This is a genomic window from Stenotrophomonas sp. Ps181, from assembly GCF_025697425.1.
GTDB classification, from domain to species: Bacteria; Pseudomonadota; Gammaproteobacteria; order Xanthomonadales; family Xanthomonadaceae; genus Stenotrophomonas; species Stenotrophomonas sepilia.
This window is the reverse complement of the sequence record NZ_JAHWBI010000002.1, coordinates 304,336-328,845: the sequence shown is the minus strand read 5'-3', so window position 1 is coordinate 328,845 and position 24,510 is coordinate 304,336. Positions and strand designations below refer to the sequence as shown.

The following is a 24,510-nucleotide window of genomic DNA, read 5'->3' as shown; positions in this document are numbered from 1 at the left end:
ACCGTGGGTGCGGATCGTTGGTCCGCACTCCATATTTCACGCGCAGCCCGCAATAATGGTGGAAGACCCTTCCACCGAGCCTGCATGTCCGCCCGCCACTCCCGCCTCAGCCGCCTGTGGGCCCACGAAAAGGCCAGCTACGGCCTGCGCGTGTTCATCGCGCTGACCGCGGCCGTGGCCGTGTGCTGGCAGTTCGAGGCGCTGACCGCCCTGCCCGGCGTGTTCCTCGGCATCATCGCAAGCGCCATCGCAGAAACCGACGACAACTGGTGGGGCCGGACCAAGGCCGTGGTGTTGTCCCTGTTGTGCTTCTGCATTGCGGCGGCTTCGGTGATCTGGCTGTTCCCGTGGCCGTGGATCTTCATCGGCGCGCTGGCACTGTCCACCTTCGGTCTGACCCTGCTTGGCGCGCTCGGCGAGCGCTACGCATCGATTGCCCAGGCCACGGTGACGCTGGCGATCTACACGATGATCGGCCTGGAACAACATGGTGCCAGCGACCTGCACAGCGCACTGGAAGCGGTCAGCCATCTGCTGGCCGGTGCGGTCTGGTACGGGCTGTTGTCGATCCTGTGGACCGCGTTGTTCGCCAACCGGCCGGTGCGCGAACGCGTGGCGCGGCTGTACCTTGAATTGGGCCGCTACCTGCAGCTGAAGGCTGCGCTGTTCGAGCCGGTGCGCGAAGCCGACCTGCAACGTCGCCAGCTCGACCTGGCCGAACAGAACCGCCGTGTGGTGGGTGCACTGAACGAGGCCAAGACAGCGATCCTGGCCCGCTTCGGCCGCTCCGGCCGGCCCGGGGTGAACTCCGGCCTGTACCTGCGCCTGTACTACATGGCGCAGGATTTCCACGAGCGCGCCAGTTCCTCGCACTACCCGTATGGCGCGCTGGTGGACGCCTTCTTCCACAGCGATGTGCTTTACCGCTGCCAGCGCCTGCTCGACCTGCAGGGCCAGGCCTGTGCCCGCCTGGGCGAGGCGATCCGGCTGCGTCGTCCGTTCGTATACGGCGAAAGCAACCAGCAGGCCGGGCGCGACCTGGCCGACGCGCTGGCCTACCTGCGTGACCAGCAGCGCCCGCAGTGGCAGCGCCTGCTCGGCTCGCTGGACCTGCTGGTTCACAACCTGCGCAGCATCGAGCGCCGCCTGCTGGATGCCGAACGTTCCGAAGCCAGCCTGGACAACGTCGACACCCGCCTGCGCGACAGCAACCCGCATACCCTGCGCGAGATGGGCGTGCGCATCCGCCAGCAGCTCACGCCCGGCTCGGTGCTGTTCCGCCATGGCCTGCGCATGGCACTGGCGCTGATCGCCGGCTTTGCAGCGATCCGGCTGTTCAATGCGCAGAATGGTTCATGGGTACTACTGACCATCGTGTTCGTGTGCCGGCCCAACTTCGGCGCCACCCGCCAGCGCCTGGCACAGCGCATCGTCGGCACCGTCGCCGGACTGGTGCTGACCTGGGCGCTGCTGCAGCTGTTCCCGCAGCTGCACGTACAGCTGCTGATCGCACTGCTGTCGGCACTGTTGTTCTTCTTCACCCGCACCGACCGCTACCTGGTGGCATCAGGCGCGATCACCGTGATGGCGCTGACCTGCTTCAACCTGATCGGCGATGGCTTCGTGCTGATCGTGCCGCGCATGGTCGATACGGTGTTGGGCTGCGCGATCGCAGCGGCGGCAGCATTCCTGATCCTGCCTGACTGGCAGGGGCGCCAGCTGCATCTCGTCCTGGCACGCGTGCTGGACACTGCGGCTCGCTACCTGGATTCGGTGCTGGGCCAGTACCGCAGCGGCATGCGCGACGACCTGGCCTACCGCATCGCCCGCCGCGACATGCACAACGCCGACGCCGCGCTGTCCACCGCGTTGTCGAACATGCTGCGCGAACCCGGCCACGTGCGCCGCAACCTGGATGCCGGCTTCCGCTTCCTGGCGCTGTCCAACACGCTGCTGGGGCATCTGTCGGCGCTGGGTGCGCACCGCGACCAGGTGGACAGCTACGCTGGCGATCCACTGGCGCTGGCCGCGGGCGATCGCGTGCGCAAGGCACTTCAGCAGCTGGCGACGGCGCTGACCGCGCGGCAACCCGTCGCGGAAGATGACAACGACGCCGACCGCGCGGTGGCCGCCGAGCTGGAGCAGATCGACGAGGCGATGCCGCCGAAACTGCAGTTGATCCGTACCCAGATGGCGCTGGTGCTGCGCATGCTGCCGAAGGTGCGTGCAGCGGCCAATGAGGCGGTGACCAACCTGACCTGATCCCTCATCGCTGATCGGGCATCCCATCCACGCATGGCGTGGATCTGCTGCGCTGCGTGCAACGGCGCGTTGCACCTGGCGATGCAGTTCGATCACGCCGCCACGCGGATACTGGGCAGCTCCCGCCCCGGATCATCACCATGAAAATCGAACTCAGCGGCCGCACCGCGCTGGTGACCGCCTCCACCGCCGGCATCGGCCTGGCCATCGCCCAGGGCCTGGCCAGCGCTGGTGCGCGGGTCGTTCTCAATGGCCGCAGCACCGACAGCGTCGAGCGCGCCCGCCGGCACCTGCTCGCGGCCGTGCCGGGAGCCGACGTGCTCGGTGTCGCCGCCAACCTCTCCGATGCGGCCGGTGTCGATACGCTGCTGGCTGGGCTGCCGAAGATCGACATCCTGGTCAACAACGCCGGCATCTTCGGCCCAGAGGATTTCTTCCAGACCGATGACGCCACCTGGGAGCGCTACTGGCAGACCAACGTGATGTCCGGCGTACGCCTGTCGCGTGCGCTGCTGCCAGCGATGGTCGATGCCGGCTGGGGCCGCGTGCTGTTCATCTCATCCGAATCGGCGCGCAACATCCCGGCCGACATGATCCATTACGGGGTCAGCAAGACCGCGCAGCTGTCACTGTCGCGCGGCCTGGCCAAGCGCGTGGCCGGCAGTGGCGTCACCGTCAACGCGGTGCTGCCTGGCCCGACCCTGTCCGACGGCTTCGCGGCGATGTTCGAGGATGAACGCCGGCGCAGCGGCAAGCCACTGGAGCAGATCGGCCGCGAGTTCGTGATGGCGCATCGGCCGTCTTCGGTGATCCAGCGCACCGCTACGGTCGAGGAAGTGGCCAACATGGTGGTGTACCTGGCCTCGCCACAGGCCTCGGCGACTTCCGGGGCAGCGCTGCGCGTGGACGGCGGCGTGGTCGACGACATCGTCTGAGGGTGCTGGCAGGTGTGCGGACCAACGGTCCGCACCCACAGGTCCGCACCCACAGCGGATGGGCAGGAATGCTAGGCTGCGCCGGTCAAGGAGGTTCCATGTCCGGTCACAACCAGTTTGCCCTGCTGCGCCAGCGCCGTTTCCTGCCGTTCTTCGTCGTACAGGCGCTCGGTGCGTTCAACGACAACGTGTACCGGCAAGCGATCATCAGCATGTTGCTGTTCATGGCCGTGCCAGAGGAGGAACTCGGGCTGTACGCCACGTTGGCACCGGCCATCTTCATCCTGCCGTACTTCCTGTTCTCGGCACTGGCCGGGCAGATCGCCGACAAACTGGAAAAATCGCGGCTGATCGTGATCACCACCACCATGGAGATCGTGATCATGTCGCTGGCGGCCGCCGGTTTCCTCACCCAGAGCCTGCCGGTGCTGCTGGTCGCCCTGTTCTGCACCGGCATGCAATCGACCCTGTTCGGCCCGGTGAAGTACTCGGTGCTGCCGTCGGTGCTCAGGCCCGAGGAACTGACCGGCGGCAACGGCCTGGTCGAGATGGGGACCTCGATGTCGATCCTCTCCGGCATGATCGTCGGCGGCCTGGTGTTCACCGTGGCCGGCAGCCACGGTACGGTGGTGGCTGCGTGCGCGATCATCGCCCTGGCGGTCTGCGGCAACATCGCCGCGCGCCTGATTCCCAGGGTCGATGCCGGCGATCCGAACCTGAAGATCAACTGGAACCCGTTGCCGGAATCGCTGGCGGTACTGCGCATGGCGCGCCAGCAGAAGGCCGTACGCAACTCGATCCTGGGCGTGTCCTGGTTCTGGTTCGTCGGCACCGTGCTGACTTCGCAGTTGCCGGCCTACGCGGTGACCAACCTGGGCGGCCAGCCGACCCTGTACATCTTCGCGCTGGCCCTGTTCTCGGTGGGCACCGGCGTCGGCTCGCTGCTGTGCGAGAAGCTGTCAGCGCGTACGGTGGAAATCGGCCTGGTACCGCTGGGCGCGTTCGGCATGACCGCGTTCCTGCTGGACCTGTACTTCGCCCGCAGCGGCGAAGCGACGGTGCACGGGCTGACCATCGCGACGTTCCTGCAGCAGCCCGGCAGCATCCGCATCGTCATCGACCTGGTCGGCATCGGCCTGTTCACCGGCATCTTCGTGGTGCCGCTGTTCGCACTGATCCAGAGCCGCACGCCGAAGGCGCAGATGTCGCGCGTGTTCGCCGCACTGAACATCCAGAACTCGGGCTTCATCGTCGCTGCGGCGTTGCTGTCGCTGGCCGCGCACAAGCTGCTGCACTGGACCATTCCGCAGCAGTTCCTGGCGCTGGCCATCGCCAACGCGCTGGTGGCGATCTACATCTTCACCATCGTCCCCGAATTCCTGATGCGCTTCCTCAGCTGGCTGATGGTGCGCACCCTGTACCGGCTGCGCCCGCACGGCATCGAGGCCAACGTGCCCGACGAAGGCGCCGCACTGCTGGTCTGCAACCACGTCAGCTACATGGACGCGCTGATCCTGTCGGCGACGATTCCGCGCCCGGTGCGCTTCGTCATGTACTACAGGATCTTCAACATCCCGGTAATGCGCTGGATCTTCCGGACCGCCAAGGCAATCCCGATCGCCGGTGCTCGCGAAGACCCGGCACTGATGCAGCGCGCGTTCGACGAGATCGACGCTGCTCTGGCCGAAGGCGAACTGGTCTGCATCTTCCCCGAGGGTGCGCTGACCCGCGACGGGGAGATGGCGCCGTTCAAGTCCGGCGTCGAGAAGATCCTCGAGCGGCGGCCGGTGCCGGTGGTGCCGATGGCCCTGCGCGGCATGTGGTCGAGCATGTGGAGTCGCCGCGACAGCCGCCTCGGCCGCATGCGGGTGCCGCGCCGTTTCCGCGCTACCGTCGAGGTCGTGGCGGCACCGGCCGTCGATGGCCACGCCACCCGCGCCCCGGTGCTGGAGGCGCAGGTACGGGCCCTGCGTGGCGATCACGCCTGACCGGCCCAGCGGCCGCCGGTAGCCCTTCCAGGCGATAGCCCCAATCCTTGGAATGACGGCCTCTGTTTCATGGCAGAGGCCCGTCAAATAGCGCCCAGTCACGGGCCACACACTCCACCATCTGACTGTAAACGCATACATGCAGCGCAGGTTGAGGTAGATTACGCACCCACAGGGGGGAGGTTCGGCCAATGCACCATGGCCGGCCACCAAGGAATGGAGTCTTGCTTTGAATCAACCGCCACCGCTCAGCCGTCCGGTCTACATCCCCAACCATCTGGTCTGGGCGATCCTGACGACGCTGTTCTGCTGCCTGCCGTTGGGCGTGGTGTCGATCGTCTATGCCTCCCAGGTCGATGGCCGCCGCGCGGCCGGCGACCTGCCGGGGGCCTACAGCGCGTCGCGCAAGGCGGGCTGGTGGGCGGTGGCTTCGGCCGTGGCCCTGCCGGTCCTGTTGCTGTTGTGGTTCGGGCTGTTCGGCGGCTTGGCCGTACTGGGCGCTCTTTCCGACCAATGATTCACCACCACCACCCATCAAGGAGCTTGAACCCATGAATACCGCCACTCCGCAGGTCCCGAACAATCTGGTCTGGGCCATCCTGAGCACCCTGTTCTGCTGCCTGCCGGCCGGCATCGTGTCGATCGTCTACGCCGCCCAGGTCAACGGCAAGCTGGCCGCTGGCGACATCGCCGGTGCCCAGGAATCCTCGGCCAAGGCCAAGAAGTGGGCCATCTGGTCGGCCATTGCCGCCGTCGTGGTCGGCGTGCTGTACGGCATCCTGATCGTCGCTCTCGGCGGCATGGGTGCGATGAGCAACAGCGGCTACTGATCCGCGTGGACGGATCCGGCGCCTGCGCCGGATCCGTTGCTGCATGTCCGCACTGCCCACCCGATCCCGACTGGCCCGCTGGGCACCGCTGCTGGCCGCCACCGGCCTGGCCGCCGGTGCCGCGCTGGTGCTGCGCAACGTCAATCCGTATGTCGCCGGCAATCCCTTGCCGAGCTGCCCGCTGTACGCGCTGACCGGCCTGTACTGCCCGGGCTGTGGCAGCACCCGCTGCCTGTATTCGCTGGTCCATTTCGACCTGCCCGGCGCGATGGCGATGAACCCGCTGCTGGTCATCAGCCTGCCCTTCCTCCTGCTGATGCTGCTGAACGTCGCCGGCATCCGTCCGCGCCTGCTGGACCCGCTGATGCGGGTGCTGGCCAATCCCACGTTCTGGCTCTGGGTACTGCCCGGGTATGCGCTGCTGCGTAACCTGCCTTGGGCACCGTTCACGGCGTTGGCACCGGTCTAGTTTCCAGCCAACGGCGCAGCCCCTCGTGGTGGGCGGCGTTTGAAGGCAGAAGCCCTGGGGTTGGCCGGGCGGGATGGGTTTGCGGGGGACGCCGTGAATCCGTCCGTGGAGGCTTGGCCGCGGCATCCATGCCGCGGACACCCCCGCAAACCCATCCCGCCCGGCCACGGACAGTTTCCGTGTGCGTCCACCACGGAAAAGAAAGAGAAGATCAAAAGCGGAAGCGGATCGCTTCGCTCTGTATCCACGCATGGCGTGGATCGACCGTGTCGACCAAGGTGGACACCCACCGGCAGTCGCGGTTGACCCACCGTCACCGGGAAACTGTCGGGGGTGGGGCGGTGTGGGGCAGCAGGACCGTTGGCGCCATGGATGGCGCCATCGAGCCGCCCCCAGGGACGGGTTTACGGCGTGTCCTGCAGCCCCACACCGCCCCGCCCAACCCTCAGCAATCCAGAGCCGCTTTGGCTTTGGCTCTGGCTTTGGCTCTGGCTTTGGCTCTGGCTTTGGCTCTGGCTTTGGCTCTGGCTTTGGCTCTGGCTTTGGCCTCTGCAGGTGCAGGGCTGCAAGCCCTGCAAAACAACTACGTCACCCAACCTGCAATCACCAGCAACGCGAGGATCGCCAGCCACAGCAGCAGCATCCGCCACACCAGGCTCATCGCATCACGCAGGTCCGGCAGCCGCTGCCACACCGGCAACAGCCCCGCCTCGGTGTAATCGTGCGCGTCCTCGCGCAGCTCGGCGTTGACGCTGGCCCGCGCCACCGCGCCCAGGAACCCGATGGTGCCGGCCAGGCGTTCGCCATGGGCCTGGCGCCAGGCCTTCCACGCCGTATCGAAGTTGCCGACCAGCGCCATCGAGAACGCCATCAGCTGCGCTACCGGCCACTCGATCCAGCCCAGCAGGCGCTGCGCCAGCGCCAGCGGCTCCACCGGCACGCGAGCACGCATCGGGCTTTCCGCCATCAACGCCAGCAAGCGGTAGCCCAGCGCACCGGCCGGGCCCAGCAGCAGGAACCAGAACAGCACCGCGAACCAGCGACGCAGCGCATTGAGCACGGTCGCTTCGACCAGCGACGGCACATCTTCGCGCAGGCTGCCACCGGCGGCCTGCAGATTGCGCACGGCGGCCTGCCGCGTCGCGGCGTCGTCCGCATCAATGATCGCTTCGATATCACGATCCAGGTCGCGCGGCCCCCAGCACCAGGCCAGCACGGCCACGCCCAGCAGCAGCGACGGCAGGCCGAACAGCACTCCGCGCAGCAGCCACGCCAGCAGCCCCATCAGCAGCAGCGGCGGCAGCAGCGCCAGTGCCACTCCAGCCGGTCCCTGCCAGGCCTTGCCACCACGCGCGTCCAGCCAGCCCAGCCAGCGCCGGAAGCCGTCGAAACGGCGCATCGAGGCGGCAGCGGCCGGGGCAACGTGGCCCAGGGCCAGCGCCACCAGCACGGCGGCCAGAGTGGTGAACATGGCAGGTCTCCCTACGAAACAGAACGCTCGGCGTCGCTACCTTACCTGTCGCAGCGGTGCCCTCGCGGGTGAACCGGACTGTAACCCGGGCCGTGTTCAGGTGGCGGCAATACAGCTGCCACGACCGGCCCTGCCGAAACGCCGACTCAGCCTCGCTGCTGGCGGTACCAGTGTTCGATCAGGCTCCGCGAAATCGAGATCGGTGGCGACAGGCGGATGCCCTGGCCGTCGTCCTCCACATCGCGCGCCAACGCGGCGCCGACCTCGTCGGCACTGAACCAGCGCGCGTCTTCCAGCTCGCCATCCACGGTCGGCAGGTCGTCATGCGCCTGTGCACGGAAGCCGACCATCAGCGCGCCGGGGAACGGCCACGGCTGCGAACCGAGGTACTGGCAGGCGGTCACCCGCACCTTGCTCTCCTCATGGACTTCGCGCACCACGGTCTGCTCGAAGGTCTCGCCGGGTTCGACGAAGCCGGCCAGCACCGAGTAACGGCGCGGGGCCCAGTTCGACTGCCGGCCAAGCAGCAGCCGGCCCTGGTTTTCCACGGCGACGATCACCGCCGGATCGACGCGCGGATAGTGTTCGGTGGAACACTGCGCGCAACGGCCGACGAAGCCGCCACGGGCAAACGCCACCGTGCCGCCGCATACGCCGCAGAAGCGGGTGCGCGAGTGCCAGTAGGACATGCCACGGGCATAGCTGAAAGCGGTGGCATCGGCCATCGGCCACAACAACGCAGCCTGGCGCAGATCGAGTCGGCGTGGCGCGTTCACGGTGACATTGGTGGCTTCAACCGAGAACCATGCCTGATCACCGCGCAGCCCCAGGAAGACTGCGGCGCCCGGGCCACCGCCGATGTCGGCGCCGGTCAGCGCCAGCGGCTGGTCGTCATCGCCGGTGAAGGCACTGCCGTCCTGATCGAGCACGAGGATGCGCGCGCCCGGCCACAGGCGTGCCAGTGCATCGGCATCTTCGCGCAGGGCATCGGCGCGCTCCAACGGTTCGCCAACGAAGGCGAAACCGGAAAGCGGCGAAGGAGTATTGGGCATCCGCCAAGCGTGCCGCCAATCGATGCAGGTGGCAAGCCGCAGGCTTCGCGGAAACCGCCTGTCGGTGTGCCTCTTGCTCCACACACCTTGTCGCGCGGGACACAGGCCCCGCGCCCTGCTTACATGCTGAAACTGCTGCCGCAGCCGCAGGTGGTCTTTGCGTTCGGGTTGCGGATCACGAACTGCGCACCCGTCAGGCTCTCGGTGTAATCCACCTCCGCGCCCATCAGGTACTGCAGGCTCAGCGGGTCGACCAGCAGGGTCACCCCGCTGGTCTGTACCGCCAGGTCATCCTCGGCACGGTTCTCGTCGAACTCGAACCCGTACTGGAAGCCCGAACAGCCGCCTCCCTCGATGTACACACGCAGGGCCAGGTCGGGGTTGCCCTCTTCCTGGATCAGGGATTTGACCTTGGCGGCCGCCGACTCGGTGAAGTTCAGCGGGCGCTCCAGCGACTGGTAATCGGGCGCGGCAACCGGGGTGGCGCCGGGCAGGGAGACTAGCGTGCTCATGCTGCCAGCATGGGGGTGCCGGGGATGGCTTTCAAGCCATCGCCTCGGCCAGCTTGCGACGCGCGGCGGTATCGCCCTTGCCATCCGGGGCGTCTTCGCCTTCCGGCGCCGGCAAGGCTGCCATCGGGGCGCTGGCATGGATCAGGCGGCCGTTCAGCTGCGCGCCCGCGTTCATCTCAACCACCTGGTAGTGGACGTTGCCGTTGACCCGTGCGCTCGGGGTCAACTCGACCTTCTCGGTGGCGTGCACATCGCCGTCCAGGCGGCCGCTGATGACCACCACCTGGGCCCGGATCTCGCCCTCGATCACGCCATGCTCTGCGACCGTCAGGGTCGCGCCGCTGGCGCCTTCGGCGGCGATCACCTTGCCGTGGATGCGGCCTTCCACATACAGGCCCCCGCTGAATTCCACATCACCGCGGATCACCACCTGGTTGCCGATCAGGGCATCCACCACCAGCTGGCCTTCACGGTTGGATTTGCTGCTTCCGAACATCTGCCTACTCCCCTTTGCTGGCCGGCGCACCGGCCTGTTTCCAGTCGAATACCTGGGTGGTACCCCCCGTACCACTCCCCAATGTCACCCGCACGCGTTGCGGGGTGAAGTCAGCCGGCAGCATCACGCTGCCGGTGAGCTGCTGGAAGTACCGGAACGAGTAGTCCTGTCCCGGCACCTTGCTGCGCTGGTGCAGATCATCCCAGCTGATCGTGGCCAGCTTGCCGTTCTTCACGCCTTCCACGGTGAAGCGCATCTGCCCCTGGCTGATGGCCCCGCGGTTGAGGTTCTGGGTCAGCACGGCGGTGTACTGCCAGGTGCCGGCCGCTTCCGGGCTGAACTCGATCGAATGGGTGTTCAGGCCCTTGCGCTGGCTGGTCGAGCCGACCAGCCGCTCATAGAAGGCAACATCGGCGCGCAGCCCGGCGATTTCCTCATCGCGCTCGGCCAGCGAGGACTGCACCTCGGTATTGGCGGCACGGCTGATGCGGTCGGAGGCTTCCAGCGTGGCCTGCTTCTGGCGCAACTCGGTCAGCTGTGCCTGCAGCGTCTCGGCACGCTTCTCGGCGGCCTGCAGGCGCTGGCCCTGGGCATCGCGCGGGGTGGCCATCCAGCAGCCGCCGAGCACCGCCAGCACCAGGCTGAGCAGCCAGATGCCGCCGATCACCAGCAGGCGGCGACGGTCGGCAGGCGGTTGCGGCGCGCCGGGCAGGCGGACCTGCACGCGCATGGGAGGACGGTTGGTCATGGGTGGTTTCCGGGGTATCGCAAGGGCGACACCGGTACGGCCCCTGTGGCAAACGACGGGCTAGTGTATGACAGGACGGGTGGGTTTCCTGCGCAGCGGCCGGCCACGGTCTGTGGCGTTCAGGCACGCCATCGTCGATAGTGTGGCCCCCTGCACAGTTCCGTCGCCGGAGCATCGCCATGACCGAAGCCCACCTGTTCGTGATCGGCATCCTGCTGGCCTGGCTGGCCGGTATCCGCGTCTACCTCACCGTGTTCGGTGTCGGCCTGGCCGGTCTGCTTGGCTGGGTCGACCTGCCCCCCGCCCTGCAGGCCACCGAATCATGGTGGGTGCTGGGCACCTCGGCGGCGCTGGCGGTGGCCGAGTTCTTCGCCGACAAGATCCCTGGCGTGGATTCGGTGTGGGACCTGGTGCAGACGCTCGCGCGCGTACCCGCCGGCGCATTCCTTGCGGCGGCCACGCTGTCGCCGGATGGCCAGCTGGGCACCGGTGCGCTCGCCGCCGGTGCCGGCGTCGCCCTGGCCAGCCATGGCCTGAAGGCCGGTACCCGCGCCCTGCTCAACACCTCGCCGGAACCGGCCAGCAACTGGGTCGCCTCTGCGGCCGAAGACACCGTCGTGATCGGTGGCCTGGCCCTCGCGCTGGCACACCCGTGGATCGCGCTGATCGTGGTGCTGGCCTGCAGCCTGGCCGGTGCGCTGCTGGTGTGGCTGGTCTGGCGCGCCCTGTGGAAGGGTGTGCGCTGGCTGGCGCGCGGTGCATCGGCAGCACCGCCAGGGCACACCGGTACCGGCTGAGCGCCGGGCTTGTCGCATAATGTACGCGAACACCAGGAGCACCGATGGCCGCAAACGAATCCCCCGCGGGCGCCCGCCCGGGACGCGCTGAAACCCCTCCGGCCGACCATTGGCAACGCTGGGCCCCCGAGACGGCACCTCCGGCCGTGGACCCGCCGATGGCGGCGACCCCATCTCCTGTCGCGGCCGATGCGTCTACGCCGGCCAACAGCGCGCCGCCGCCGCTGCCCGGCCCGATCGCACTGGCCGACGCCGGCAACAACGATCTGGCCCCGTCGCCATCGGACTCGCCCTACCGCGTGCTGATCGTTGAGGACGATCGCGCGCAGGCCCTGTTCGCGCAGAGCGTGCTGCACGGCGCCGGCATGCAGGCGATCGTCCACAACGATGCCGATGCCGCGCTGCAGGCCATCAAGGAGCACCGCCCCGACCTGATCCTGATGGATCTTCATCTGCCCGGCCTGGACGGCATGCGCCTGACCGCGCTGATCCGCCAGCAGCCCGGCCTGCAGCTGCTTCCGATCGTGTTTCTCAGCGGTGATCCGGATCCGGAGCGCCAGTTCGAAGTCCTCGACAGCGGCGCGGACGACTACCTGAGCAAGCCGATCCGGCCCCGCCACCTGATCGCAGCGGTGGCCAACCGCATCCGCCGCGCACGAGCCCAGGCCGCGACCCTGCCCGGCGCCACCGGCGCACCGGCCACCAGCAATCCGGAAACCGGCCTGCCGACGCGCCACCACGTGCTGCAGCAGCTCAACACCGCACTGGCCCACCGCGATCAGGGCGGCGTGTTCTTCATCGAAGTGGCCAGCGCGCTGGGCCTGCGCGAACGCTATGGCTATGCCGCGTTTGAACGGCTGATGGTGCAGGCCGGGCAGCGCCTGGCCGAAGCCGGCCATCCGCACCTGCTGGCACGCCTGAACGACAACAGCTTCCTGCTGCTGGCCCGCAGCGCCGACGAGGACGCCCTTGAAAGCATCGCTGCCAGCCTGCGCGAGCAGCTGTCGGCACGTGCCTTCGTGATCCGCGACGACGAATCCGTGCACCTGCGCGGCGTAGTCGGCTATGCACCGCTGTCGCCGGGCTTCGACGATGCCAACAGCGCGTTGGAAGCCGTCGAGCGCACCACCCTGCAGGCGCGCCTGCTCAGCGCCGGGGTGGCCGGCCATGTGCACCGCCAGGCAGTCACCGAACAGGAACACCTGGCGCTGCTGGAAGGACAGCTGGAACTGGCCTATCAGCCGATCGTCGCTGTTGCCGGCGGCAACACCGCGCAGTACCAGTTGCTGTTGCGCCTTCGCCAGGCCGACGGCACCGTGCTGGCGGCCGGGCAGGTGATCCCGGCCGCGGAAGCCGCAGGCCGCATCGCCGATCTCGACCAGCAGGTGATGGATCACGCGCTGGGGCTGCTGGACCTGTACCGCCACGCGACGCAGCCACTGAACCTGTTCGTCTCGCAGTCGCTGCGCACCCTGCAGCGCGACGCCTTCGCCGACTGGCTGCTGGAATCACTGCAGCAGCGCGACCTGCCGGGCAGTGCACTGGTGATCGACGTGCGCCTGCCGGACGCACTGATCCACACCGTGCCGCTGCAGCAGTTCTGCCAGCGCATGGCCAGTGCCGGGGTGCGCTTCTGCCTGAGCCAGTTCGAACCCAGCGGCGAGGCCGATGCCCTGCTGAACCAGTTGCCGCTGTCGTTCGTGCGCATGGCTGCGCGCTTTTCCAGCAGCCATGCCAATCCGGCCACGCGCGAGGAGCTGCGCAAGGCGATCGATCAGGCCCATGCCGCCGGGCTGCAGATCATCGGCCAGCAGATCGAGGATCCGCAGGCTGCGGCGGCGATGTGGGTCGGCGGCGTCGACTACATCCAGGGCAACATGGTGCAGTCGGCCGGCAGCGACCTGAACTTCGACTTCCACAACGCGGTGCTCTGACGTGCCGCTGTGGGGCGTGCTGCTGGTTGCCCTTGCCGCGGCCACCATCGCGCTGATGGTGCTGGGCCTGCGGCTTCGCGCGCGCGACCGTGCGCTGGCGCAGCTGCAGCGCACGCACGGCGCGCTGGCCGCTGAACGGGACCAGCTACGCCATACCACTGAACGCCAGGGCCAGCTGGAACAACAGCTGCTGCAGGCCAAGCAGGCCGCCGAGGCGGCCGTGCTGGCCAAGGGCGAGTTCCTGGCCACGATGAGCCACGAGATCCGCACCCCGCTCAATGGCATCCTGCCGATGCTGGAGCTGATCGCACGCGGGCCACTGGGCGAGGACCAGCGGCAGATGCTGGCCACCGCCTCGGCCAGCTCGCAGCAGCTGCTGCGCATCGTCGACGACATCCTCGACTACTCCCGGCTGGAAGCACAGGCACTGGAGCTGGAAATCACCAGCTTCAACCTGCGCGATCTGCTCGATGGCGTGGTGCAGCTGATGCAGCGTGCCGCCGACGCCAAGGGCCTGGCACTGGGCCTGCAGCTGGACCCATCGGTGCGCCTGCCGGTGCGCGGCGACCCGGTGCGCCTGCGCCAGGTGCTGAGCAACCTGCTGGCCAATGCGATCAAGTTCACCGCCCGCGGCCAGGTGCAGCTGCGCGTGCTGCGCCTGGGCGAAAGTGCCGCGCAGCACCAGCTGCGCTTCGAGATCATCGATACCGGCATCGGCATCGACGACACGCTGCAGGCACGCCTGTTCCAGTCCTTCAGCCAGGCCGACGCATCCACCACGCGCATCTACGGCGGCACCGGCCTGGGCCTGGCCATCTGCAAGCGCATCATCGACCTGATGCACGGGCGTATCGGTGTGCAGTCCACGCCCGGCCAGGGTGCTACGTTCTGGTTCGAGATCCCGCTGCTGAAGGTTCCTGGCGACCTGCCGGCGATGGCGCGTGCGCCGGCACCGCTGCTGCTGTTCAGTGCCGATGCAACGCTGCAGGCCCGCATCGAGCGCGTCGCTGCCCACCATGGGCTGCAGGTGCAGCTGCTGACGCAACTGGACAGCGTGGTCGAACGCCTGCGCGCTCCCGCGCGGCCCGGAAAACCGGCACCAGCCTGGCTGCTGGTCGATGCGCGCGCACGCCGCAACGGCGAGGCCACGCTGCAGCTTGCACTGGGGGAACGCGGCGACGATGCACTGCAGGTACTGTGGCTGCAGGAGGATGCGATTGCGCAACGCCCGCGCCAGCACCGGCTGCCCTCCCACTTCGACGACGCCGCCCTGCATGCACTGCTGGCGGCACCGGTCGCCTCTGCCCGCCCCGCTGCGCTGCTGGCCAGCGCGGAACACGAGCAACCGGCTGCCACGCTGCCGCCGCTGCATCTGCGCGTGCTGGTGGTGGAGGACAATACGGTGAACCGGATGGTGGCCGAGCAGCTGCTGCGGGTGTTCCAGTGCGAGGTGCGCAACGCCGCCGATGGCGAACAGGCACTGGCCGCCCTCCGCGAAGGCGGGCTGGACATCGTGCTGATGGATTGCCAGATGCCGGTGCTGGACGGCTACGCCGCCACGCGCCGCTGGCGCGCCGAAGAAGCGGAAACCGGGCATGCGCGACTGCCGATCATCGCGATGACCGCCAATGCGATGGCCGGCGACCGCGAGCGCTGCCTGCAGGCCGGCATGGACGATTACCTGTCCAAGCCGATCGCGCGCGCCACGCTGCATGCGCTGCTGCAGCGCTGGGGTGGCGATAAAGCGGCATCACCTGCACGGCCTTCTGTAGAGCCGGGCCAGGCCCGGCTGACGGCCAACAGCAGTCACGCTCCCTCAGCCGAGCACGGCTCGGCTCTACAGGACGATGACAGCCGAGTCGGCTCCAGGCCACAGCCGGTGCTCGACCGCGATGTGCTGGATGAACTGCACGCGGTGATCGGCGATGCTGCCACCCAGATCGTCACGGTATTTCTTGAAGATGCGCCGGCGATGGTGCAGCAGTTGCAGCTGGCCGCGCGCAACAGCGATGAACCGCGCATGCAGGCCGTCGCGCACAGCCTGAAATCATCAAGCGCGAACGTGGGGGCGTTGTCGCTGTCGGCGATCGCGCAGCGGATCGAGCACGAGGCCCGTAGTGGCAGCCTGCAGCGCCCCGCAGTGGCGGTGGCGCTGCTGGTTGCGGAATTCGCCCGGGCGCGCGTTGCACTGACGGGCTACCTGGCACAGCATCGCGCCGGCCAGGACCGCTGATTCACTCTTCCAGCTTGCTCAGCAGGTACTTCGGCTCGCCGATGCGCTCGATCAGGTCGAGCTGGGTTTCCAGCCAGTCGATGTGTTCTTCCTCCGAGTCGAGGATCTTCACGAACAGCTGGCGGCTGACATAGTCGCCGACCGAATCGGAATAGGCCACCGCCTCGCGCAGGGTGACCACGCCATCGCGTTCCAGCGACAGGTCGCACTGCAGGATTTCGGTCGGGTTCTCGCCGATGCGCAGCTTGCCCAGCGCCTGGAAGTTCGGCAGGCCTTCGAGGAACAGGATGCGGTCGGCGAGCATGTCGGCATGCTTCATCTCGTCGATCGATTCCTTGTACTCGTGTTCGGCCAGTTCCTTGATGCCCCAGTTCTTCAGCATCTTGGCGTGCAGGAAGTACTGGTTGATCGCGGTCAGCTCGTTGTAGAGGACCTTGTTGAGGAATTCGATGACCTTGGTGTCGCCCTTCATGGGGTTGCTCCTGCACGCTGAAAACGCAGGCACTTTAACGCCTTGCGCGCGGTGGTGAAGGAACGCGAATCGTGCGCATTGGCCTGCGCGGCTGCAGGTGAAGGACGCGAAAGCGCGGCGTCAACAGGCCGCGAGGAAACGATCAGGCGACCTGGGCGAGGCCCAATACCGGCAGCGGCAGATCGTGCGTCGCGCGTGCCTTGGCCAGCAGGTCGCCGGCCATGTCCAGGCACGAACCGCAGGTGGCACCGCAACCGGTACGCATGGTCAGTTCGGCCACCGTGCTGACGCCATGGCTGGCGGCTTCGCGGATCTGGTGGTCGGTGACTCCGTTGCAGATGCAGACGTACACAGGCGGGAACCGGGCTGGCAGGCCAGAAGCGGCCTGTTGCGTATTCCAATGGAAACGAGAATGGTTGTCAATCAGAGAGCTGAACCATTCTCGATACCGTTCAGAGTCGGATTGACCGGCCCGCCGGACAGCCAAGTCCTGCTGGAGACAGCCGGCGGGTACGCGTTGTGGCGGATCGGCCGGCAGCCTGCGTGGCCTCCCACTCAAACCGCCCCGGACTCCCCCTTGGCCTTGCGCGGCCAGTAGACGCCGCGCTTGGGCGTGCGCTTCCGGGGCCTGTCGTGGCCGGCTGCGTGGCCCGGCATCCAGGCCTCGGCGGCACTCTTGGGCATGGCGCTGACGCCCTGCCCGGCCACCCCACGCGCCAAAGGCGCCAGGTGTCGCAGCGCGCGCGCATAGACGCCACGCTTGAACATCACCACATGCTCCACCGGGTACCAGAAGTCCACCCACCGCCAGTGGTCGAACTCGGGCGAGTCGGTATGGTCCAGCTGCACATGCGATTCATCGCCGGTCAGGCGCAGCAGGAACCAGACCTGCTTCTGCCCGATGCAGACCTGCCGCTCATTGCGGCGGATGGCCCGCGCCGGCAGCTTGTAGCGCAGCCAGCCGGGCGTCGCCCCGAGCACTTCCACGTGCTCAGGCAGCAGGCCGGTCTCTTCCTGCAGTTCACGATACATGGCCTCGACAGGCGTCTCGTCGGTGTTCATGCCACCCTGCGGGAACTGCCAGCCGTCCCGGCGCACGCGTCGTGCCCAGAACACCTGGCCGTCCTGCCGCATCAGCACGATGCCGACGTTCGGTCGATAGCCGTCCGGATCGATCACGATGCGGACTCCTAAGAAAATCTACTGGTCGGGACTATCCCATGCCCTCTGTCGGCCCACAAGCACGGCACAAAAGTGTTGACAGGGCCGATACACATCCGCAGAATAGCGGGCTCACCAAGGCTATGTAGCTCAGCCGGTTAGAGCACAGCACTCATAATGCTGGGGTCGGTGGTTCGAGTCCACCCATAGCCACCACATTGAAAATCAAGTTGTTTTTCAGTGTGGAAAGTGAGAAAATAGTTGCACGTTTTGCCCCGTCGCCAAGCGGTAAGGCACCTGACTCTGACTCAGGCATTCGGTGGTTCGAATCCATCCGGGGCAGCCAAATTAAAAGCAAAAGGCCAGATCGAAAGATCTGGCCTTTTGCTTTTAATTTGGTCACGCATTCCACCTTATCCCCGCGCCTGTCGGCGCGCGCCCTTGAACAACAAGGGGGCTGCTCTCCAGAGAGAGGCCCGGGGTCGGATCCTTTTCCAAAGGAAAAGGCTCTGACCCCACCCCTTCCGAGATGCGGAACCACGGGTAGTGCCGGCCGCTGGCCGGCAACCAGGAAATCCATGACCCCAGAACGACAAAAGCCCGGCCGAAGCCGGGCTTTTGCTTTCCCATCCAGCGGGCTCCCGAAGGAGCCCAACCAGGCGCGGTAGATCAGCGCTTGGAGAACTGGGTGGCGCGGCGGGCCTTGTGCAGACCAACCTTCTTACGCTCGACTTCACGGGCGTCACGGGTCATGAAGCCAGCCTTGCGCAGCTCGGACTTCAGGGTTTCGTCGTACTCGACCAGAGCACGGGCGATGCCCAGACGGATCGCACCGGCCTGGCCGGTGGTGCCGCCGCCAGCGGCGGTGACCAGGATGTCGAAGCTTTCGGTGTTCTTGGTCAGCTCGAGCGGCTGGCGCACGATCATGCGCGCGGTCTCACGACCAAAGAACTCGTCCAGCGGACGACCGTTGACGGTGATGTTGCCCGAACCCTTGCGCAGGAACACGCGAGCGGTGGAGGACTTGCGGCGGCCAGTGCCGTAGTTTTGAGTGATAGCCATGATTAGATATCCAGAACCTGCGGCTGCTGTGCGGCGTGCGGATGCTCAGTGCCGGCGTAGACCTTGAGCTTGCGGTACATCTGGCGACCCAGCGGGCCCTTCGGCAGCATGCCCTTGACGGCGATCTCGATCACGCGCTCCGGGTGGCGCTCCAGCGCCTGGGCCAGGGATTCGGTCTTCAGGTTGCCGATGTAACCGGTGAAACGGTGATACATCTTGTCCTGCAGCTTCTTGCCGGTGACGGCAATCTTTTCTGCATTGATGACGACCAGGTAGTCGCCGGTATCAACGTGCGGGGTGTAGACCGGCTTGTGCTTGCCACGCAGACGGCGGGCCAGCTCGGTGGCGAGACGGCCCAGGGTCTTGCCCTCGGCGTCGACGAGGTACCAGTCGCGCTGGACGGTCTCGTTCTTGGCAGTGAAAGTGCTCATGAAGAACTCTATGTTAGGTCGGGCTCATTGCGGCGAACGGCTCGCCGGAACTCTGCCACGCGTTGTGAAAGGTGAAGCGTAAGAGGCGGGATTGTACGCAGGTCCAGCCCCCGGTGCAAGCCGGTCATGCCCTGGGTTGGCAGGGGGCCGGAGCCGGGGGAGAATCGAGGGGTCTTCCGTCCCACCGCGTACCGCCATGACCGTGCTCCGCCAGACCACACCGCTGGACCACCTGCTGACCGAAGCGCAGCGCGCCCTGGACACGGTGTTCGGCAACCCGCCGGCGGCCCGCCCCTACCCGGCCGCGGACACCAACGAACCGGGCATGGGCACCGCTGAACGCCGCCACGCGGCCGGGCTGATGCGGATCAACCACGTCGGCGAAGTCTGCGCACAGGGCCTGTATTTCGGCCAGGCCGCCGTGGCCCGCGACCCTGCCACGCGTGAACACCTGCTGGAAGCGGCCCAGGAAGAGACCGACCATCTGGCCTGGTGTGCCACCCGGCTGGCCGAACTGGACAGCCGCCCGAGCCTGTTCAACCCGCTGTGGTACGCCGGCAGCTACACCATCGGCACCCTGGCCGGGCTGCGTGGCGACGGCTGGAACCTGGGGTTCGTGGTCGAGACCGAGCGCCAGGTGGAAGCCCATCTGGACGAGCACCTGGTCGACCTGCCGGCCGGCGACCTGCGCAGCCGTGCGGTCATCCAGGTGATGAAGGAAGACGAAGCCCGCCATGCGGAGCACGCCGAGCAGGCCGGCGCACGCCGCCTGCCGTTCCCGATCCCGGGCGTGATGGCGCTGGCCTCCAGGGTGATGAAGACCATCGCCTACCGCATTTGAAGGGTCGCCCGCACCAACGGTGCGGGCCTACCAGGAGGTGCGGGGGGCGACGGTGGGGCCCGACCGTTGGTCGGGCCATCCATCAGTTGGGCGACACCAGCTTCAAGCCGATCACGCCGGCCACGATCAGGCCCACGCAGGCCAGACGGGCCGGCGACGCACTGTCATTGAACAGGTAGATGCCGAGCACAGCCACGCCCATGGCACCGATGCCGGTCCAGATCGCATAGGCGGTGCCGACCGGGATGCTCTTCATCGCCTGGCTCATCAGGTACAGGCTGATCAGGGCCGATACCACCGTGGCAACGGTGGGCAGGGGTTTGCTGAAGCCTTCGGAGTACTTCATTCCGAGGGCGAAACCGATCTCGAACAGGCCGGCCAGCAGCAGGTAGATCCAGGGCATGGGTGGGGGCTCCTTACCTTTTTTGACAAAAACGAAACGGCCCGGTGTTTTCACACCGGGCCGTGGGTCGGTACATCACCGTGGAACTGTAACGCGTGCGGGGCACTGGTTCCACGGGGCGGGTCGTCCCGCCTGGGTGGCGATGCCTGCGGGCATCGCACATGGGGCTTACTCGGACAGGTTCCGGCCGTGGAACAGCTCTTCGATCTCGCGCTTGAGCAGCGCTTCGATCTTCATGCGTTCCTTGAACGACAGGTTCTTGGCCTTTTCCTCGAACAGGTACTGGTCCAGGTCGAAGTCCTTCAGGTGCATCTTCGTGTGGAAGATGTTCTCCTGGTAGACGTTGACGTCGAACATCTCGTAACGCGACTTGATGTTCTTGGCAAGGAAGTTCTGGATCGAGTTGATCTTGTGGTCGATGAAGTGCTTCTTGCCCTTCACATCGCGGGTGAAGCCACGGACGCGGTAGTCCATGATCACGATGTCCGACTCGAGGCTCTCGATCAGGTAATTCAGGGCCTTCAGCGGGGAAATGACGCCACAGGTGGCCACGTCGATGTCCGCGCGGAACGTGGCGATACCTTCCTGCGGATGGGTTTCCGGGTAGGTATGGACCGTGATGTGGCTCTTGTCCATGTGCGCGACCACGGCGTCGGAGATCAGCTCCTTGCCGGCCAGCTTCTTGTCGATCACCGGTTCTTCGGAGATCAGGATGGTCACCGAGGCACCCTGCGGATCGTAGTCCTGGCGGGCCACGTTCAGGATGTTGGCGCCGATGATCTCGGCGACATCGGTCAAGATCTGAGTCAGCCTGTCGGCGTTGTACTCTTCATCGATGTATTCAATGTAACGCTGACGCTCCTCTTCGGTGCGCGCGTAACACACGTCATAGATGTTGAAGCTCAGCGCCTTGGTGAGGTTGTTGAAACCCTGCAGCCTCAGGCGAGGCAACGGCTTGACCACGGCGGTCGATTCCTGTGTAAGAAGGGAAAGGGGGAATTATGGGGCAAACTGCCCCCGGGGGGAACGTGAAGACGCAAGAGTTCTGGCACACTGTTTGCCCTTAACAATTGCGCTGGTTAAGCTCCGCTATCGACCCCGTGAATCCGTTCATGCGCAGAGGGAGCGCCCCTATCGTGTCAACCGTGCGCCTAGCTAGCAGTCCACTGGCCCTGGATATCGCCACAATCGATCGTTTCCTGGCGCACAGCCACAGGCGGCGATATCCCACCCGTACCGACGTCTTCCGGCCCGGAGACCCGGCGGGAACCCTGTATTACGTCATCAGCGGCTCGGTTTCGATCATGGCCGAGGAAGATGACGATCGCGAGCTTGTGCTGGGCTACTTCGGTGCCGGCGAGTTCGTCGGCGAGATGGGCCTGTTCGTCGAATCGGACCGCCGGGAGGTGATCCTGCGCACCCGTACCGCCTGCGAGCTGGCTGAAATCAGCTACGAGCGCCTGCATCAGCTGTTCCTCGGCCCGCTGTCGGCCGATGCCCCGCGCCTGCTGTACGCGCTGGGCCAGCAGATTTCCAAGCGCCTGCTCGACACCAGCCGCAAGGCCAGCCGCCTGGCATTCCTGGACGTTACCGACCGGATCGTGCGCACCCTGCACGACCTGGCGCAGGAACCGGAAGCGATGAGCCACCCGCAGGGCAGCCAGCTGCGCGTCTCGCGACAGGAACTGGCGCGACTGGTCGGCTGCTCGCGCGAAATGGCCGGCCGCGTGTTGAAGAAGCTGCAGACCGACGGCCTGCTGCATGCCCGCGGCAAGACCGTGGTGCTGTACGGCACCCGTTGATTGCCAGGCAACCCAACGCTGCGGCCATCCTGATAGAGCCGAGCCGACGCTCGGCTGATGCAGCCCGAAGGCAGCCGAGCAGGGGCTCGGCTCTACACGGCCCCTGCGCGGCCCGCTGGGCTAGGCTCGATGCATGGAGCTGAGCAGCGAATTCTGGTGGTTCATCCTCATCGGCCTGGGCGCACAGCTGGTGGACGGTGCATTGGGCATGGCGTTCGGCCTGGTGTCCTCGTCGGTGATGCTGAGCATGGGCCTGCCCCCGGCACAGGTCAGCGCCAGCATCCACACCGCTGAAGTGTTCACCACTGGCGCCTCGGGGGTGTCGCACCTCGCAGCCGGAAATGTCGATAAACGCCTGTTCCTGCGCCTGGCCCTGCCCGGCGCAGTGGGCGGTGCCGTGGGCGCGTACGTGCTCACGCAGATCCCGGGCGAGATCATCCGGCCACTGATCTACCTGTACCTGCTGGTGCTGGCGATCATCATCCTGGCCCGCGCCGCTGGGCGCTGGATGCCCAAGGGCGAGATCCGCCGGGTGCCGGTGCTGGGCTTCTTCGCCGGCCTGCTCGACGCCAGCGGCGGCGGTGGCTGGGGGCCGATCGCGACGTCCACCCTGCTCGCCCGCGGCGGCCAGGCGCGCACCACCATCGGAACAGTCAACGCAGCCGAGTTCGTGGTCACGTTGACGGTGTCAGCGACCTTCCTGATGTCGATGGGCGTGCAGCATCTGCAGATCGTCGCCGGCTTGCTGATCGGCGGCATGATGGCCGCGCCGGTGGCGGCGATCCTGGTCAAGCGGGTGAAGGAGCGCTGGGTGCTGGTGGCCGTCGGCGTGCTGGTGCTGGGCATCAGCCTGTTCCAGATCGGGCATGCGGTGTACGGGTACCTGGGGCGCTGAGCGCTTGCCGGGCATGGCCCGGCGCTGGCTGCACGGGATTCGGTAGTGCCGGCCGCTGGCCGGCAAACCCCGCAGGCCCTTCCGCAGATCATGACGTTGCCGGCCAGCGGCCGGCACTACCGGGTCGCAGCCCGGCACTCCGTCATCCCATCCCCGGCGGACTCCGCGCGTTACGCCTTGTCGCCGCCGCGGTCCACGCATCCCCAGTTGAGGATGCGGGTGCCGACTGGCAGCACGCGGCGGAAGAACGCCACCCGCCCCGGCTTCGGGTTCACCACTACCGGCGCCTTGGCCGCCAGCAGCAGCGGCAGGTCGGCGGTGCTGTCGGAATAGGCGATATCGATGTCGCCATAGCCGCGCTCGCGCAGCATGCGCATCTTCTCTTCGTTGTGGCAGTGCCGGGTCGGGCCAACACCGCCCAGCCGCGGGCCGACCTCGGTACCGATCACCGGTACGTCCTGATGGGCGACGAAGGCCAGGATCGCGCGCGCCAGCTCGGGCGGCGCGCCGGTGGCGACCACCACGCGATCGCCCTTGGCGCGGTGCGCGGCGAACACCTCCAGCGCCTGCGGCAGCAGTTTGGCGCGCATCTGCGCCTGGTTGCGCAGCACGTAGGCATCGATGACCTTGTTGAAATCGCGCGCACGATGCAGGCCGAAGCTGCCGATCCACACGTAGACCGAAATGCCCGCGCGACGGGTCGGCAGCATCGCCACCATCGGCCCGGCAATCGGCGTGACCAGCAGCGCCGCCAGCATGCGCAACGGGTTGCGCTTGATCAGCGAGGCGAACAGGTGGGTACCCGAATCGCCGTCGTAGAGGGTGTGGTCGAAGTCGAAGACCACCAGCGGCGCATCCTCGCGCGGCGTCGGATAGTGCGTTGTCATGTTGCGAAGAATAGCTGACGCAGGCCCTCGCCCGGCTCTTCCACGCGCATGAAGGCCTCGCCGACCAGGAAGGCATGGATGCCTGCATCGCGCATCAGCGCCACGTCCTGCGGGCCGAGGATGCCGCTCTCGGTGACCAGCAGGCGGTCACGCGGCACCGCATGCTGCATGTCCAGCGTGGTCTGCAGCGACACCTCGAAGGTGCGCAGGTTGCGGTTGTTGATGCCGATCATCGGCGCCGGCACCTGCAGCGCACGCTCCAGTTCATCGATGTCGTGCACTTCCACCAGCACGTCCATGCCCAACGACAACGCCAGCTCGGACAGCGTGGCCAGCTGGGTGTCGTCCAGCGCGGCGACGATCAGCAGGATGCAGTCGGCGCCCAGCACGCGCGCCTCGTACACCTGGTAGGCGTCGATGACGAAGTCCTTGCGCAGCACCGGCAGCGTGCAGGCTTCACGGGCCTGCTGCAGGTAGGTATCGGCGCCCTGGAAGAAGTCCACATCGGTCAGCACCGACAGGCAGCTGGCGCCACCGAACTCGTAGCTGACGGCGATGTCGGCCGGGCGGAAATCCGGGCGGATCACGCCCTTGGACGGGCTGGCCTTCTTCACCTCGGCGATCACCGCCGGGTCGCCGTTGGCCACGGCCGCCTGCAGCGCGCGCACGAAGCCGCGTACCGGCGGGGCGCTGGCCACGGCGGCCTGAAGCGCCTCGAGCGGGCGCTGGGCGCGGCGCTGGGCCACTTCTTCGGCCTTGCGGGCCAGGATCGTCTGCAGGATGTCGCTCATCGTCTTCGATTCGGTGCGGGGGCGCTGAGGACGGCCAT

26 protein-coding genes and 2 tRNA genes are annotated in these 24,510 nt (G+C 67.0%); 14 read left to right on the top strand and 14 right to left on the bottom strand.

The genetic code is table 11. The annotated features are described in order from the left end of the window. The first annotated feature begins 84 nt into the window (after positions 1-84). The 6 genes from yccS to KXV01_RS05110 all read left to right on the top strand — a co-directional run bounded on the left by yccS (position 85) and on the right by KXV01_RS05110 (position 6,484). Entirely contained in the window at positions 85-2,262 is a 2,178-nt protein-coding gene (gene yccS / locus KXV01_RS05135) for a YccS family putative transporter (RefSeq protein WP_049439062.1), read from the top strand. A 140-nt stretch (positions 2,263-2,402) separates the two neighbouring features. Next, positions 2,403-3,197 carry an SDR family oxidoreductase gene (locus tag KXV01_RS05130; protein WP_100478849.1) on the top strand — a complete coding sequence of 265 codons (795 nt, stop codon included), beginning with the start codon at positions 2,403-2,405 and terminating at the stop codon, positions 3,195-3,197. Between the two features lie 98 nt (positions 3,198-3,295). Then, positions 3,296-5,185 (top strand): MFS transporter, encoded by a 1,890-nt coding sequence (locus KXV01_RS05125; RefSeq protein WP_111097350.1) that lies wholly within the window; start codon positions 3,296-3,298, stop codon positions 5,183-5,185. Positions 5,186-5,414: 229 nt separating this feature from the next. Beyond that, positions 5,415-5,702, top strand: a complete 288-nt coding sequence (locus KXV01_RS05120; RefSeq protein ID WP_005419784.1) for a CD225/dispanin family protein — start codon at positions 5,415-5,417, stop codon at positions 5,700-5,702. Between the two features lie 34 nt (positions 5,703-5,736). Next, positions 5,737-6,015 (top strand): CD225/dispanin family protein, encoded by a 279-nt coding sequence (locus KXV01_RS05115; RefSeq protein WP_005419785.1) that lies wholly within the window; start codon positions 5,737-5,739, stop codon positions 6,013-6,015. Between the two features lie 43 nt (positions 6,016-6,058). Then, positions 6,059-6,484, top strand: a complete 426-nt coding sequence (locus KXV01_RS05110; protein WP_005419786.1) for a DUF2752 domain-containing protein — start codon at positions 6,059-6,061, stop codon at positions 6,482-6,484. 583 nt (positions 6,485-7,067) lie between these two features. On the opposite strand, the gene ampE is transcribed toward KXV01_RS05110, so the two are convergent. From ampE to KXV01_RS05085, 5 genes are all read right to left on the bottom strand, one after another. Beyond that, the gene (ampE, locus tag KXV01_RS05105) at positions 7,068-7,955 is read right to left on the bottom strand and encodes a regulatory signaling modulator protein AmpE (RefSeq protein ID WP_049415384.1); all 888 of its coding nucleotides are present in this window, start codon (positions 7,953-7,955) and stop codon (positions 7,068-7,070) included. 146 nt (positions 7,956-8,101) lie between these two features. Continuing rightward, positions 8,102-9,007, bottom strand: a complete 906-nt coding sequence (gene nudC, locus KXV01_RS05100) for an NAD(+) diphosphatase (RefSeq protein ID WP_111096198.1) — start codon at positions 9,005-9,007, stop codon at positions 8,102-8,104. Positions 9,008-9,126: 119 nt separating this feature from the next. Then, entirely contained in the window at positions 9,127-9,519 is a 393-nt protein-coding gene (gene erpA / locus KXV01_RS05095; protein WP_005419789.1) for an iron-sulfur cluster insertion protein ErpA, read from the bottom strand. Positions 9,520-9,550: 31 nt separating this feature from the next. Then, on the bottom strand, positions 9,551-10,015 hold the full coding sequence (locus tag KXV01_RS05090) for a polymer-forming cytoskeletal protein (protein ID WP_049415389.1): 465 nt from the start codon (positions 10,013-10,015) through the stop codon (positions 9,551-9,553). A 4-nt stretch (positions 10,016-10,019) separates the two neighbouring features. After that, entirely contained in the window at positions 10,020-10,763 is a 744-nt protein-coding gene (locus tag KXV01_RS05085; RefSeq protein ID WP_005411304.1) for a DUF6776 family protein, read from the bottom strand. A 179-nt stretch (positions 10,764-10,942) separates the two neighbouring features. On the opposite strand from KXV01_RS05085, the gene KXV01_RS05080 reads away from it, so the two are divergent. Genes KXV01_RS05080 through KXV01_RS05070 form a run of 3 tightly spaced genes read left to right on the top strand, consistent with a single transcriptional unit; the run spans position 10,943 to position 15,727 of the window. Continuing rightward, positions 10,943-11,560: a DUF4126 domain-containing protein gene (locus tag KXV01_RS05080; RefSeq protein ID WP_005419792.1), complete on the top strand. Its 618-nt coding sequence runs from the start codon at positions 10,943-10,945 to the stop codon at positions 11,558-11,560. 44 nt (positions 11,561-11,604) lie between these two features. Beyond that, the gene (locus tag KXV01_RS05075; RefSeq protein WP_049438871.1) at positions 11,605-13,494 is read left to right on the top strand and encodes an EAL domain-containing protein; all 1,890 of its coding nucleotides are present in this window, start codon (positions 11,605-11,607) and stop codon (positions 13,492-13,494) included. A gap of 1 nt (position 13,495) precedes the next feature. Then, positions 13,496-15,727 (top strand): ATP-binding protein, encoded by a 2,232-nt coding sequence (locus KXV01_RS05070; protein ID WP_111096199.1) that lies wholly within the window; start codon positions 13,496-13,498, stop codon positions 15,725-15,727. Between the two features lies 1 nt (position 15,728). On the opposite strand, the gene bfr is transcribed toward KXV01_RS05070, so the two are convergent. The 3 genes from bfr to KXV01_RS05055 all read right to left on the bottom strand — a co-directional run bounded on the left by bfr (position 15,729) and on the right by KXV01_RS05055 (position 17,378). Beyond that, positions 15,729-16,199 (bottom strand): bacterioferritin, encoded by a 471-nt coding sequence (gene bfr, locus KXV01_RS05065; protein ID WP_005419804.1) that lies wholly within the window; start codon positions 16,197-16,199, stop codon positions 15,729-15,731. 142 nt (positions 16,200-16,341) lie between these two features. After that, a complete protein-coding gene (locus KXV01_RS05060) occupies positions 16,342-16,551 on the bottom strand; it encodes a bacterioferritin-associated ferredoxin (RefSeq protein ID WP_005411309.1) in 210 nt (69 codons plus the stop codon). A 203-nt stretch (positions 16,552-16,754) separates the two neighbouring features. Further along, complete coding sequence (locus KXV01_RS05055; protein WP_111096200.1) at positions 16,755-17,378, bottom strand: RNA pyrophosphohydrolase; 624 nt, start codon at positions 17,376-17,378, stop codon at positions 16,755-16,757. 121 nt (positions 17,379-17,499) lie between these two features. Here KXV01_RS05055 and KXV01_RS05050 point away from each other — a divergent pair. Next, positions 17,500-17,576: transfer RNA gene (locus KXV01_RS05050), tRNA-Met, on the top strand. Between the two features lie 55 nt (positions 17,577-17,631). Continuing rightward, a tRNA-Gln gene (locus tag KXV01_RS05045) sits at positions 17,632-17,706 on the top strand. Between the two features lie 323 nt (positions 17,707-18,029). Here the strand turns inward: KXV01_RS05045 and rpsI are convergent. Further along, positions 18,030-18,422, bottom strand: coding sequence for a 30S ribosomal protein S9 (gene rpsI / locus KXV01_RS05040; RefSeq protein WP_005411311.1), 393 nt, complete (start codon positions 18,420-18,422; stop codon positions 18,030-18,032). Positions 18,423-18,424: 2 nt separating this feature from the next. Beyond that, on the bottom strand, positions 18,425-18,853 hold the full coding sequence (rplM, locus tag KXV01_RS05035; protein ID WP_005414692.1) for a 50S ribosomal protein L13: 429 nt from the start codon (positions 18,851-18,853) through the stop codon (positions 18,425-18,427). 196 nt (positions 18,854-19,049) lie between these two features. Here rplM and coq7 point away from each other — a divergent pair, with 196 nt between their 5' ends. Continuing rightward, positions 19,050-19,694 carry a 2-polyprenyl-3-methyl-6-methoxy-1,4-benzoquinone monooxygenase gene (gene coq7 / locus KXV01_RS05030; RefSeq protein ID WP_099485897.1) on the top strand — a complete coding sequence of 215 codons (645 nt, stop codon included), beginning with the start codon at positions 19,050-19,052 and terminating at the stop codon, positions 19,692-19,694. Between the two features lie 82 nt (positions 19,695-19,776). On the opposite strand, the gene sugE is transcribed toward coq7, so the two are convergent. Together sugE and speD are read right to left on the bottom strand one after the other, a co-directional pair. Then, positions 19,777-20,097, bottom strand: a complete 321-nt coding sequence (gene sugE, locus KXV01_RS05025; RefSeq protein ID WP_005419816.1) for a quaternary ammonium compound efflux SMR transporter SugE — start codon at positions 20,095-20,097, stop codon at positions 19,777-19,779. A gap of 168 nt (positions 20,098-20,265) precedes the next feature. Beyond that, a complete protein-coding gene (speD, locus tag KXV01_RS05020) occupies positions 20,266-21,060 on the bottom strand; it encodes an adenosylmethionine decarboxylase (RefSeq protein WP_005411315.1) in 795 nt (264 codons plus the stop codon). A 149-nt stretch (positions 21,061-21,209) separates the two neighbouring features. Between speD and crp the strand changes: the two genes are divergently transcribed. Then, complete coding sequence (gene crp, locus KXV01_RS05015; protein ID WP_010482649.1) at positions 21,210-21,899, top strand: cAMP-activated global transcriptional regulator CRP; 690 nt, start codon at positions 21,210-21,212, stop codon at positions 21,897-21,899. A gap of 133 nt (positions 21,900-22,032) precedes the next feature. After that, positions 22,033-22,794 carry a sulfite exporter TauE/SafE family protein gene (locus KXV01_RS05010; RefSeq protein ID WP_049415405.1) on the top strand — a complete coding sequence of 254 codons (762 nt, stop codon included), beginning with the start codon at positions 22,033-22,035 and terminating at the stop codon, positions 22,792-22,794. Between the two features lie 170 nt (positions 22,795-22,964). Here KXV01_RS05010 and KXV01_RS05005 read toward each other — a convergent pair whose 3' ends face one another. Together KXV01_RS05005 and trpC are read right to left on the bottom strand one after the other, a co-directional pair. Next, positions 22,965-23,681: a haloacid dehalogenase-like hydrolase gene (locus tag KXV01_RS05005; RefSeq protein ID WP_049415408.1), complete on the bottom strand. Its 717-nt coding sequence runs from the start codon at positions 23,679-23,681 to the stop codon at positions 22,965-22,967. Next, positions 23,678-24,472 carry an indole-3-glycerol phosphate synthase TrpC gene (gene trpC / locus KXV01_RS05000; protein ID WP_111097157.1) on the bottom strand — a complete coding sequence of 265 codons (795 nt, stop codon included), beginning with the start codon at positions 24,470-24,472 and terminating at the stop codon, positions 23,678-23,680. The genes KXV01_RS05005 and trpC overlap by 4 nt, the downstream gene beginning before the upstream one ends. Between the last annotated feature and the right edge of the window lie 38 nt (positions 24,473-24,510).

Excerpts from the sequence above, each read along its gene's own strand:
- ampE (WP_049415384.1), bottom strand. The coding sequence starts at position 7,955 with ATGTTCACCACTCTGGCCGCCGTGCTGGTGGCGCTGGCCCTGGGCCAC.
- KXV01_RS05075 (WP_049438871.1), top strand. The coding sequence starts at position 11,605 with ATGGCCGCAAACGAATCCCCCGCGGGCGCCCGCCCGGGACGCGCTGAA.
- bfr (WP_005419804.1), bottom strand. The coding sequence starts at position 16,199 with ATGAAGGGCGACACCAAGGTCATCGAATTCCTCAACAAGGTCCTCTAC.
- nudC (WP_111096198.1), bottom strand. The coding sequence starts at position 9,007 with ATGCCCAATACTCCTTCGCCGCTTTCCGGTTTCGCCTTCGTTGGCGAA.
- KXV01_RS05110 (WP_005419786.1), top strand. The coding sequence starts at position 6,059 with ATGTCCGCACTGCCCACCCGATCCCGACTGGCCCGCTGGGCACCGCTG.
- erpA (WP_005419789.1), bottom strand. The coding sequence starts at position 9,519 with ATGAGCACGCTAGTCTCCCTGCCCGGCGCCACCCCGGTTGCCGCGCCC.
- rplM (WP_005414692.1), bottom strand. The coding sequence starts at position 18,853 with ATGAGCACTTTCACTGCCAAGAACGAGACCGTCCAGCGCGACTGGTAC.
- yccS (WP_049439062.1), top strand. The coding sequence starts at position 85 with ATGTCCGCCCGCCACTCCCGCCTCAGCCGCCTGTGGGCCCACGAAAAG.
- KXV01_RS05125 (WP_111097350.1), top strand. The coding sequence starts at position 3,296 with ATGTCCGGTCACAACCAGTTTGCCCTGCTGCGCCAGCGCCGTTTCCTG.
- KXV01_RS05010 (WP_049415405.1), top strand. The coding sequence starts at position 22,033 with ATGGAGCTGAGCAGCGAATTCTGGTGGTTCATCCTCATCGGCCTGGGC.
- KXV01_RS05085 (WP_005411304.1), bottom strand. The coding sequence starts at position 10,763 with ATGACCAACCGTCCTCCCATGCGCGTGCAGGTCCGCCTGCCCGGCGCG.
- KXV01_RS05115 (WP_005419785.1), top strand. The coding sequence starts at position 5,737 with ATGAATACCGCCACTCCGCAGGTCCCGAACAATCTGGTCTGGGCCATC.
- KXV01_RS05090 (WP_049415389.1), bottom strand. The coding sequence starts at position 10,015 with ATGTTCGGAAGCAGCAAATCCAACCGTGAAGGCCAGCTGGTGGTGGAT.
- crp (WP_010482649.1), top strand. The coding sequence starts at position 21,210 with ATGCGCAGAGGGAGCGCCCCTATCGTGTCAACCGTGCGCCTAGCTAGC.
- KXV01_RS05080 (WP_005419792.1), top strand. The coding sequence starts at position 10,943 with ATGACCGAAGCCCACCTGTTCGTGATCGGCATCCTGCTGGCCTGGCTG.
- sugE (WP_005419816.1), bottom strand. The coding sequence starts at position 20,097 with ATGCCCTGGATCTACCTGCTGCTGGCCGGCCTGTTCGAGATCGGTTTC.
- KXV01_RS05130 (WP_100478849.1), top strand. The coding sequence starts at position 2,403 with ATGAAAATCGAACTCAGCGGCCGCACCGCGCTGGTGACCGCCTCCACC.
- KXV01_RS05005 (WP_049415408.1), bottom strand. The coding sequence starts at position 23,681 with ATGACAACGCACTATCCGACGCCGCGCGAGGATGCGCCGCTGGTGGTC.
- trpC (WP_111097157.1), bottom strand. The coding sequence starts at position 24,472 with ATGAGCGACATCCTGCAGACGATCCTGGCCCGCAAGGCCGAAGAAGTG.
- coq7 (WP_099485897.1), top strand. The coding sequence starts at position 19,050 with ATGACCGTGCTCCGCCAGACCACACCGCTGGACCACCTGCTGACCGAA.
- rpsI (WP_005411311.1), bottom strand. The coding sequence starts at position 18,422 with ATGGCTATCACTCAAAACTACGGCACTGGCCGCCGCAAGTCCTCCACC.